This window comes from Kitasatospora sp. NPDC056531 (genome assembly GCF_042794375.1).
GTDB lineage: Bacteria > Actinomycetota > Actinomycetes > Streptomycetales > Streptomycetaceae > Kitasatospora.
In genome coordinates, this window is sequence record NZ_JBHTTU010000062.1 from 1 (window position 1) to 3,279 (window position 3,279).

The 3,279-nt window shown below is 69.1% G+C and carries 2 protein-coding genes and 1 pseudogene; all 3 read right to left on the bottom strand.

The genetic code is table 11. The features are described from left to right. Positions 1 to 194: 194 nt before the first annotated feature. The 3 genes and pseudogenes from ACFQ87_RS33330 to ACFQ87_RS33340 all read right to left on the bottom strand — a co-directional run bounded on the left by ACFQ87_RS33330 (position 195) and on the right by ACFQ87_RS33340 (position 3,015). Positions 195 to 1,160: a phosphatidylinositol-specific phospholipase C gene (locus ACFQ87_RS33330; protein ID WP_380614635.1), complete on the bottom strand. Its 966-nt coding sequence runs from the start codon at positions 1,158 to 1,160 to the stop codon at positions 195 to 197. A 190-nt stretch (positions 1,161 to 1,350) separates the two neighbouring features. Beyond that, positions 1,351 to 2,100: pseudogene (locus ACFQ87_RS33335) on the bottom strand (transposase family protein). A gap of 144 nt (positions 2,101 to 2,244) precedes the next feature. Then, positions 2,245 to 3,015 (bottom strand): sigma-70 family RNA polymerase sigma factor, encoded by a 771-nt coding sequence (locus ACFQ87_RS33340; RefSeq protein WP_380614636.1) that lies wholly within the window; start codon positions 3,013 to 3,015, stop codon positions 2,245 to 2,247. Between the last annotated feature and the right edge of the window lie 264 nt (positions 3,016 to 3,279).

Consider the following 3,279-nt stretch of genomic DNA (forward strand, 5'->3'; position numbering starts at 1 on the left):
CCCCCCGGATCATGCGAACTACAGGGGGGAACAGTCATGCCGGACCGGAGGCCGGGAGCCCCATTGCGGGGCCACCAAGAAGGTAACGGGGGGGGCGGCCGGAGTGCCGTTGGCCGGTGACGCTGCGGCGGCGGTCCCTCGGAGGCCGCCGCCGTTCGCTCCGTGTCGCGGCCGAAGGCCACGCCGACCGGGATTCAGCGCCCGATGAAGTTCTTGGCCACCAGGAGGTCCAACACGTTGGTGTGGAAGTCGGGGAAGTCCATCGGGACGATCCCGAAGTGGACGGCCTCGTTCCTGCGGGCGTACAGGTAGTCGAGCACCGGCGGCATGATCGAGTCCGCGTTCAGCTTGGGCCACTTCCCGCCCGCGTAGCTGGTGAAGTTGATGTACATCTTCGGCGAGTTCTGGTTCCACCACGCCTGGTCGAACTGGTTGACGATGGCCCGGGCCTTGCCGTCGGTGCCGACGTCCTGGTACTGGTCCTGGATGTTCATCAGATCCGAGTTGCCCCAGTGCATCACGTCCCACGAGGAGTCGGAGCTGGTGTCGAAGTCGGCGAGCAGCACGATCTTGCCGCGGGCCTCCCCGAGCCTGGGCCACCGGGGCGCGGTCCAGAACAGGTTGCGGTAGCCGAAGCCGTCCAGGTGGTACTGCATGCGGCGCAGGAACTCCACGCCGTCGATCGGGTTGCTGCCCGCGTTCTCGTTCTTGATCCGCATGACCAGCGCCTCGCGCGGCGACTGCTTGAAGAAGGCCCGGCACTCGTCCAGCACGGTACGCAGCGTGCTGCCCTGGGGGAACCGGTCGTGGAAGACGCCGAGCCAGTTCTTGGTCTCGCGGTCGTTCAGCGGGAACCGCTGCAAGCGGATGTCGAGGAAGCGGATGCCCCGCTGGAGCTGCTGCGTAACGCCCCAGTTCTGGGTGTGCGCCCACTCGGTGCCGTTCGTCGGGTCGACGCAGCAGGAGTCGTGGGTGCCCGGGATGGTCAGCTGGGTCAGCGAGAGGCTGTCGGGCAGCCCGGCCATCCAGGCGCCGCTGTTCCACGAGGCGGCCGCGGCCGGCGTGGCCGCGATGGTGAGGCCGAGGGCGGCGGTCAGTGCCCCGCCACCGACTGCGCCGCCCAACCTCAGGATGTCGCGGCGGTTCGGGTTGACGGTCATGGGCTGCTCCGCGGTCTCGGTCGGTCCGGCTCCCTACATGGCTGTCTACGGAGGCCGCGCGGAGTCCGGTTCATCGCCGTCGGCTGCGCGGGCTCGTTCGGGAGTGAACGAGCGTCATGGCAGGCAGCCGAAATGCACTACGAGTACAGAAGTCTTGCGGAGGCGGTGAGTTCGGTTTTCTCAACGGTGATCACTTCCAGATTCCGTTGAGGACGAGGGCGGCGCGGGCGATGTCGCCGATCCGACTGGGGCTGAGCGTGACGCGCTGGAGGGTGCGCTACCGCTGCTTGAGCTCGGCGGCGGTCCGTTCTCCCAGGGCTCGCACGTGCCGCAGCAGGGTGTTGAACATGCGGGCGTCGACGTGAAGTGCCTGTTCGGACTTGCCCTTTGGACGGCGAACCGGGATGAGGATGCCGATGCCCGCGCCGATGTAGCCCTTGTCCGCGAGAGTCGGCAGTCCCTCGGCCGCCGCCTTGTACAGGGCGGGCAGGGGGTGGATCCGGGCGGCGGTGATGTCGGGGACGCTTCCGGGTTCGACGTCGGAGACCCACAGCGGGGTGCCGTCCGGGGCGGACGGGAACTGGATGTTGCCGCCGAATGCCTTGTGCTTCTGGCTGAACCACAGGTCGTTGCCGTTGTCGCGGAGGCCGGCGAGGTGGTCGGACTCGATCAGTGTGCCGTCGAGGATCACGTGCGTCATGCTCTCGCGCTGACAGTAGCTCAGAACTTCATGCAGAACCAATGTCTGATTGGCGAGCAGGTCGATGCCCTCGTGCAGGTAGCGGTAGTCGGTGGCCTGGGAGACGCCTGCGTCGCGGGCCAGACAGTGCACGCAGCCGCGCTCGCGGAACCAGCGCAGCACCAGAACCGCCTGCCGGAACGGCCCGAGCGCACGCGAGCGCCTCGGGGTCCCGATCCGGCGCCGGTGGGCGGCCAGCAGGTGGGCGAGGAACTCGACGACGTGGCGAGGGACGTCGAGCCTCGAGTTCTCTGTCTCCTCTTGATCGGCCGGGGTGTAGTGGAGCTACCAGGGCGTGCTGGCGGGTTGCGGGTAGGTGGCGTGCAAGCTCCTCGCGCATGCCTGTCAGGGGCTGGGTGAAGTCCAGCACCCGCAGTCCGCGCTCCACCGCTGGTGCAACACCTGCGGGCCGGTTTTTTGGGGTGCGGGCGAGGAGGGGTGCGGGGTGGGGGCGGGCTGATGCGGAGCAGTGGTGGTGGGCGGTGGGGAGGAGGGCGCGGTGGTGGGTGGCGGGAGTTCGTCGCACGGTGGTTCGGCGGCCAGGGCCCGGACCACCAGGCGGCCGGTCTCCAGTTGTTCTTTCATTCGCTTGACCCGTGAGGCGGCGTGCTGGGGTGTGAGGCCGAGGGCTGTCGCGAGTTCGGCGCGGGTGAGCTCGCCGCCGGTCTCCAGCCACCAGAGGGAGAGCAGGTCGCGTTCGCGTTCGTCGAGCCAGCGGGTGGCTTCGGCGACCTGGCGGCGGTGGCCTGTCAGGCCGAGTCGCAGGATGGTCAGGTCCACGAAGTCGCCGGCCGGATCGGTGACCTCCGTCAGTTCCTGCAGTCCTGGCACGGGTGCCGATCTGCGGGTCGTCCAGCAGCGGCGGACTTCGTTCATCGCGATGGCCACCAGCCAGGAGCGGAAGGAGGACGGGTCGCGCAGCGTGTTCAGGGAGTGGACGACGCGCAGCATGGTTTCCTGCACCACGTCGTCCACGTCGCCATGGCCGTCCACCGCGCGGCCGACGATGTTGTAGACCAGCGGCAGGTGGTCGGCGATCAGCCGCTCCTGGGCTGCGGCGTCTTGGGCCTGCGCTGCGGTGACCGTCTCCGTGCTGCTTCCGCTGCCTATTCGCATCCGGTGTCCTCCCCTTGTGGTCGATCGTTTCCCGTGTGTGTGCACCGGAGGGGACACGGCCCGCCGGTGTGGGTTCCTTGCCTGGAGGGCGTGTTCGAGGAGCCGCAGGACGGTGTGCGGACCGGCCACGTGCCCAGCGGGGGCAAGGCTGCGTGGTACGAGGTGTTGGGGTTTGTTTCCTCCGAGCCGACCCCCCCCTCCCCCCCCCTTCCCCCCCCCCCCCCCCCCCCCCCCCCTCCCCCCCCCCCCCCCCCCCCCCCCGCC